Here is a 6,093-nt window from a genome sequence, read left to right on the forward strand (position 1 = left end):
CTTCTCAAGGGGGAGCATATGACTGACAGAGATAAAACAATAGGCGTTGCCCGAGTTGCGTTGAAGCGACTCGTTCGCACTCTCGACGCGGAGAACAACGCTCTGGTTGCGCTCGACGCAAGACATATCGGTGAGTTCAGCGCCGCCAAGACCGAGTCTCTTCTTGAGCTACATCATATTGGCATCTCGATCTCGGCGCAGGCCCTGCCGGACGATCTTAGGCCGCTCGTTGATCTCGCGCGGCAAAAGCTCGACCTTAACCAATGGTTGCTGCTGATGCATCTTGACGCCGCGCGTGCCATTACCGCGACGATCATGCACGCGATCTGCGATTCCGAATCGGATGGCACCTACTCCAGATCAATAATCCGATAAAGGAGGCTTTCGTGTTTCGAGACCTTGCCACTGCCGCGCTGATTGCTGCGGTTACTCTTGGAGCCGTCTTTGCCGGAAGCATCGCCGCCAACCGCGCCATCTCGTCGCCGCCCGAAGAGCAGGTGGTCGAGGAAATTCCGATCAAGTTAAAGCAGTTGACGATCCCGGTAATCGAGACCGGGGGCGTTCAGGGCTACGTGCTTCTTCAGATGTCCGTGGTGGCTAACGTCAAGTCGGGGGGGCATACGTCCACTTATATCGAGCTTGCCGTAACCGACGAGGCGCTGAAAGCGCTTTTCCTTAAGGACAGGCTTGCTCTCGCGAAACTCAGCAAGGACAGTCTCCCGCAAATTACGGACGACATCAGAAAAAATGCGAACTCGAAGCTCGGAGGCAACACCATAAAGGAGGTCTTCATTTCGAGTTTGCACTTCCTGGGCAAGGAAGAGCTATCCAGGCAGCAATGAGACCCGCGAACGGCTATCGCAGGTCTCGTTGCGATCAGGACCGATGACGCGATTCTGTCTCTTCAACATCGATATCGGACAAGGCTTCGTCGATGGTAACTGTATAAGTGCCGCGTTCTCGGCCGAGACAGCCCCGAAAGAGACGGTCGCCCTCATACTCGAAGAAGATATTTCGTTCGGTGCCTTCGAGTTCCAGCGTCTTGCCGACCTCCAGTTTCAACATCTGACCAAGTTCGATCTCCTTCCCGAGGATGACGGCGTCCATCGACACCTCCGCGCGCGAAACTCGCTGGCTCAGCAGGCTCGTCCATCTTGGATCCACCGACGAAAGCATGGGAGCGCGCTGCCGCTCAAGCTTTTGCCGCACCGGGAGCAACACGTTTTGCGGGATGAGCACGAACATGACGCCACCAACGTCCAGCACTTGGAACAGGATCTGCGCGTGGATCAGCATCATGTTGTGCTGGCCGAGGCTCGCGAAATCGAGCGCAGTTTCAGTGCGCTCGGGAGCGAGAGTGATTTCGCCGACAGTCCGGAAGGACTCCGTGAAAGAGCGCGCGCCAAATTCGCAGATGACACGGCCAATCTTCGTCTCAAGCGCGGTGAATGAGCGCTTGTCCTCGTAGGGCAGTTCGCTGCCGTCGCCGCCATACATCGCATCGACGATCGAAAAGATGAGCCGTCGCTCCACCCCGATCACAATGCGCGCGTCCCATTCACGACAATAAAAAATGACCGAGACGCCGTCCGAGCACGCCTCAAGCAGATCCCACGAATCGCCCGAGACGATCTGGTTGACGAAGGCGGTCACGGCCGGAGAGCAGTATTCGCGGAACTCGTCGCAGCACGAGAGTGCCATGCCCTCGAAGATCGATGTGAGTACGGGCAGGCGGTCGAGCGAAAGTTTGCTCAGTTCTTTCAGCTTGTCGATGATCTCGACGCCCGCCCCGGCGGCGGCATCGGGCGATTGGCTTGCCATGCGTTCTCCAATGATCAGTTCGAACCGTCGGCGAAATTAAGGGAGATAATGCCCTGCTCCGAAAGCTTGAGCGCGACGTCGGCAACTTCCCGTCTCGCGGTCTCGATCTCTTCCTCGGTCAGTCTCGGCGGGTTCGCCAGTTCCTGCTCGATGTTGCGCCTCGTGCGGGTGGGCATCGAGGAGAGGATGAGTTCCTTGATGCCGTCGTCCAGTCCGAGAAGAGCGGGTGCGATTCGATCCGCTTCGATGTTTTCGAAAAGCTCGATCCGCGATTTCTCCGACATCTTTGCGATGTCCGAGAAAGTGAACATGAGATTGCGGACCATTTCCGCCTCTTTCGGACGGCAGGTTTCGAGGCTTTGGAGCACGTCCTCCATCGCCTTGCGGTTCAGCCGGTTTACGATTTTTGCCACGCGCTCGTGACTGTTCTGGCCCGTTGCCTTCGCAACCTTGAGAATGAGCTCATCCCTGAGGGTTTGTTCGAGCAGCCGTATAGCGCCCTGCGTGACAAGCTTCGTCGTCAGCATCCGCCGCATGACTTCGTTGCGGTTCGGAATGATCGGTACGATCTCGGCCGAAAAAGAAATTCTGAGCTTCGACAGCACGAAGGTGATGACCTGCGGGTGCTCGCGGTTCAGAAACTGTGCGATGACGTGCGGCGGAAGCTCTTCGAGCCGTGGCCATACCGCCTCGTTCATTCGGGCGCGAACGTCGGCCATGATCTGGCGCACCTGCGCCGGGGGCAAGACGCGGCTCAGCAATCCCTCGATCGCGTCGCCGGAGCCCTTGAGCCCGCCTTCGTTCGACAACTGAAGGAGAAAGTCGCCCGCAATCTGGTTTACGATCGCCTGCGGCACCGCACCCAGACGGGATGCAGAGCGCGCCACCGCGCGGATGTCCTCTTCGCCGAGATGCGGGAGAAGCTTGGACGCGTTTTCAGCGCCGACCGCAAGCAGAAGCGCGGCCGCTCTGTCGGCCCCGCTCAATTGTCGCGGGGGCTCCTGGTCAATGATAAGCGTGTCGGTCACGTGGTCCACCGGTTGAGACTCACTCAACCCAGACATGATTCAGCTTGCGCAAAACCCACGTCGCCGCACGAACCCCACAAAATCTGTTCGCGAATTGCAAAACGCCCTGCGACTGCGGCGCAGAAACATCTCCCGCTCAAACGAAGGAAACGCCCCGCGCACAACGGGGCGTTTCCCAACAGGGGCAACTGTCATCAAAATATGCTCGCTTGCGGGGAATGATCGGCCTAGGTGCCATCAATGCGAGCGTGTCCTGCAGAATGCAACCTGCTGTGGAAATAGGTATAAAACCGATACCTTAACAATATCTAACCAGCGGCGGGGTGGCGCAAAAAATAACAACCACAGGTCGCAGTCGGTTGCAACCAGCCCTTAATATGTGCGCGCTATACCTGCTACAGGTTGAAAAACAGGGGCGACGGCGTCAGAGCCAGTGGCCCGTACCAAGGGGGCTTCGTTTGACATCCACAGATGCGAAGACACTCGAACTTCCGGGCACCCTGGATATCAGGACTGTCCCGGAGCTGAAAGAGAGCCTCGTCGCGATGCTGGCCGTCTCACCGGACCTGCGCGTCATCGGCTCCGACGTCGCCATCGCAACGACACCCGGCCTGCAATTGCTGATGTCTGCCGCTTGCTCTGCCGAAAAGCAAGGTGGGAGTCTGGTCCTTGTCGATCCGTCCCAGACGCTGCAGGCCGCATTCACGGACATCGGTTGCAGTTCGCTAATTACAGATTGGAGCAAGGCCGATGGCTAAGCGCGTCCTCACCGTCGACGACTCGAAGACCATGCGCGACATGGTCGCGTTCACTCTCAAAAATGCGGGCTTTGACGTGGTCGAAGCCGAAGACGGCCAGAAGGGTCTCACCGTGCTCGGCAGCGCCAGCGTGGACGTCATCATAACCGACGTCAACATGCCGAATATGGATGGGATGACCTTCATACGGCATGTGCGGTCACAGCCTCAATTCAAAGCGACCCCGATCCTCGTGCTGACTACGGAAGGCAGCGATGAGACGAAGCAGAAGGGCCGCGAGGCTGGCGCGACTGGCTGGATCGTGAAGCCGTTCTCGCCCGAGAAGTTGCTGCAAGTTGTAAACAAGGTTTGCCCGTAACGCGAGGCTCAGATGTCTTCCGACCCAACTTCCGCGCTGGACCTCAACCAGTTTCGGGCGACGTTCTTCGACGAATGCGCCGAAGTGCTGCCAGATCTGGATTCGCGCCTTTCGACGCTGGATGCGAACGCCGCCGATTCCGAGAACCTGAACGCGATCTTCCGTGCGGTGCATTCGATCAAGGCTGGCGCGGCGGCTTTCAATTTCCGGTCGCTCGTCACATTCGCGCACGGCTTCGAAGCCCTGCTCGACCGGCTGCGCGATGAACGTATGGAACTCAGTGCGGATGTCGCGAGCGTCTGCCTCCGCGCCGGTGACGTGCTTGCAGCCCTCGTGGATGCCGCGCAGATGGACACCGCCATTCCCGAAGGCTTCGGGGCGGACGTTCTTGCGGAGGTTGAGGCGTTGATGAGCTCGGAGGTGGGCCGCGCCTCTTTTCCGGAAACGACTGCCGCCGCGACCGAGGATGTCGAGATGCGGATCTGGCGCATCACCTTTACGCCTCACCGCGAGTTGTTCCGCCACGCCAACGAGCCGCTGCTCATCATCCGTGAACTGAGACGCCTCGGCGAACTCGACGTTTGCTGCGACCGCAGCGAACTGCCCGACCTGGAGCGCCTCGATCCGGAGGAGTCCTATCTCGGGTTTTCGTTCACGCTGCGGACCAAGGCCTCGCGCGCCGCTATAGATGAAGTCTTCGAGTTCGTGGATCAGGATTGCGATCTGGTCGTCGAAGCGGAGCCTGCCGAGACGCCGAGGGAAACGAAGGTGCCGCCGCGCGCGCTCTCCGAGTCGCTTCCTGCTGCGCCCCGTGATGGCTCCGAACGCAAGGCGAAGAGCCCGAGCTTCGTCCGCGTCGACCTCGCCCGCGTCGACCGCCTTATCAATATGGTCGGCGAACTCGTCATCACGCAGGCCATGCTGACCCAGCAGCTTTCCGAGCACGGAACGAATATGCGTGACCAGCGCGTGCAGGGAGCGGATGAGCTAGCAGCGCACATACGGGAGTTACAGGAGTGCGTGATGGCCATTCGCATGCAGCCCGCGCGCACGGTCTTCGCGCGCATGGGGCGGCTTGTGCGCGACTTGTCGCACAAGCTCGGCAAGAAGGTGCGCTTGGTCACCTCAGGTGACGAGACGGAGGTGGACAAGACCATCGTCGAGGAATTGGTCGATCCCATCACGCACATGATCCGCAACGCAATCGACCACGGCATCGAAATGCCCGAATTGCGCCTTGCGGCGGGAAAACCGGAAGAAGCGGTGATCCACTTGTCCGCCACGCAGCGGGCCGGCAACATCCTCATCACCATCGCGGACGACGGCGCGGGCATCGATACGGAAAAGGTGCTGGCGAAAGCCATCAGCAAGGGCATCGTCCGCGATGACGCCAAGCTCAGCGAAGAAGAGATTCACGAATTGATCTTCGCCCCCGGATTTTCCACGGCCGAAAAGGTAACAGAGGTATCCGGTCGCGGCGTTGGAATGGATGTCGTGAGGCGCAACATCGCCAGCATCGGCGGCCGCATCCACACAAATTCTGTGCAAGGCCAGGGATCAAGCTTCACTCTCGTCATTCCGCTCACGCTGGCGGTGCTCGACGGGATGCACGTCGCGGTTCGCGGGGAAAAGTACATCATCCCGCTGGCGAGCATCGTGGAAACCGTGCGTCCCGACAGGCGACAGATCCGCTCCGTTGCTGGCGGCGATGTCATCTTTATTCGCGGAGAGTACATCCGGCTCATTCATCTGCACCAACTCTTCAATGTAGCGGGCGAAGGCGAGGACACGCATCCGTCGCTCGTCGTCGTGGTCGAGACGGAAAACGGCACCAAGGCGGGCCTCGTGGTTGACGAACTGATCGGCCAGCAGCAGTTCGTTTTCAAGAACCTGAACGAGAATGCCGACCCGGTGCCGGGCATTGCGGGCGCCACGATCCTCGGCAATGGCCGCGTCGCCCTGATCCTGAACCTTGAGGATATCTGCTCGATCGCGAGTGCAAACCTGGACCGATATCCCAAGTCTGAGCGCGAACATGGGGCCGATATGCCCGACCAGATGCCAGCTTTCACAAGGGCGTCAGCGTCCGTCGAGCCCGTCTTGCAAGCGCAGGGCTAAATCCCGAAAA

General features: G+C 59.4%; 7 protein-coding genes. 5 read left to right on the forward strand and 2 right to left on the reverse strand.

Going from position 1 to position 6,093, the window contains the following annotated elements; translation table 11 throughout:
• The first annotated feature begins 18 nt into the window (after positions 1-18).
• Together T281_RS06985 and T281_RS06990 are read left to right on the forward strand one after the other, a co-directional pair.
• Positions 19-375 carry a hypothetical protein gene (locus tag T281_RS06985; RefSeq protein WP_155955144.1) on the forward strand — a complete coding sequence of 119 codons (357 nt, stop codon included), beginning with the start codon at positions 19-21 and terminating at the stop codon, positions 373-375.
• A gap of 11 nt (positions 376-386) precedes the next feature.
• Positions 387-842: a hypothetical protein gene (locus tag T281_RS06990; RefSeq protein WP_037236322.1), complete on the forward strand. Its 456-nt coding sequence runs from the start codon at positions 387-389 to the stop codon at positions 840-842.
• 34 nt (positions 843-876) lie between these two features.
• Here the strand turns inward: T281_RS06990 and T281_RS06995 are convergent, their stop codons facing one another.
• Entirely contained in the window at positions 877-1,821 is a 945-nt protein-coding gene (locus tag T281_RS06995) for a FliM/FliN family flagellar motor switch protein (protein WP_037236325.1), read from the reverse strand.
• A 14-nt stretch (positions 1,822-1,835) separates the two neighbouring features.
• A complete protein-coding gene (locus T281_RS07000) occupies positions 1,836-2,849 on the reverse strand; it encodes a flagellar motor switch protein FliG (RefSeq protein ID WP_199502233.1) in 1,014 nt (337 codons plus the stop codon).
• A gap of 458 nt (positions 2,850-3,307) precedes the next feature.
• Here T281_RS07000 and T281_RS07005 point away from each other — a divergent pair, with 458 nt between their 5' ends.
• Genes T281_RS07005 through T281_RS07015 form a run of 3 tightly spaced genes read left to right on the forward strand, consistent with a single transcriptional unit; the run spans position 3,308 to position 6,083 of the window.
• Positions 3,308-3,607 (forward strand): STAS domain-containing protein, encoded by a 300-nt coding sequence (locus T281_RS07005; protein ID WP_013420140.1) that lies wholly within the window; start codon positions 3,308-3,310, stop codon positions 3,605-3,607.
• Positions 3,600-3,965, forward strand: coding sequence for a response regulator (locus T281_RS07010; protein ID WP_037236333.1), 366 nt, complete (start codon positions 3,600-3,602; stop codon positions 3,963-3,965). The genes T281_RS07005 and T281_RS07010 overlap by 8 nt, the downstream gene beginning before the upstream one ends.
• Positions 3,966-3,977: 12 nt before the next feature.
• The gene (locus tag T281_RS07015; protein ID WP_037236336.1) at positions 3,978-6,083 is read left to right on the forward strand and encodes a chemotaxis protein CheA; all 2,106 of its coding nucleotides are present in this window, start codon (positions 3,978-3,980) and stop codon (positions 6,081-6,083) included.
• The last annotated feature ends 10 nt before the right edge of the window (positions 6,084-6,093 follow it).

The organism is Rhodomicrobium udaipurense JA643, from assembly GCF_000636015.1.
GTDB classification, from domain to species: domain Bacteria; phylum Pseudomonadota; class Alphaproteobacteria; order Rhizobiales; family Rhodomicrobiaceae; genus Rhodomicrobium; species Rhodomicrobium udaipurense.

Coding starts and splice junctions, on each gene's coding strand:
- T281_RS06985 (WP_155955144.1), top strand. CDS start 19: ATGACTGACAGAGATAAAACAATAGGCGTTGCCCGAGTTGCGTTGAAG.
- T281_RS07010 (WP_037236333.1), top strand. CDS start 3,600: ATGGCTAAGCGCGTCCTCACCGTCGACGACTCGAAGACCATGCGCGAC.
- T281_RS07015 (WP_037236336.1), top strand. CDS start 3,978: ATGTCTTCCGACCCAACTTCCGCGCTGGACCTCAACCAGTTTCGGGCG.
- T281_RS06995 (WP_037236325.1), bottom strand. CDS start 1,821: ATGGCAAGCCAATCGCCCGATGCCGCCGCCGGGGCGGGCGTCGAGATC.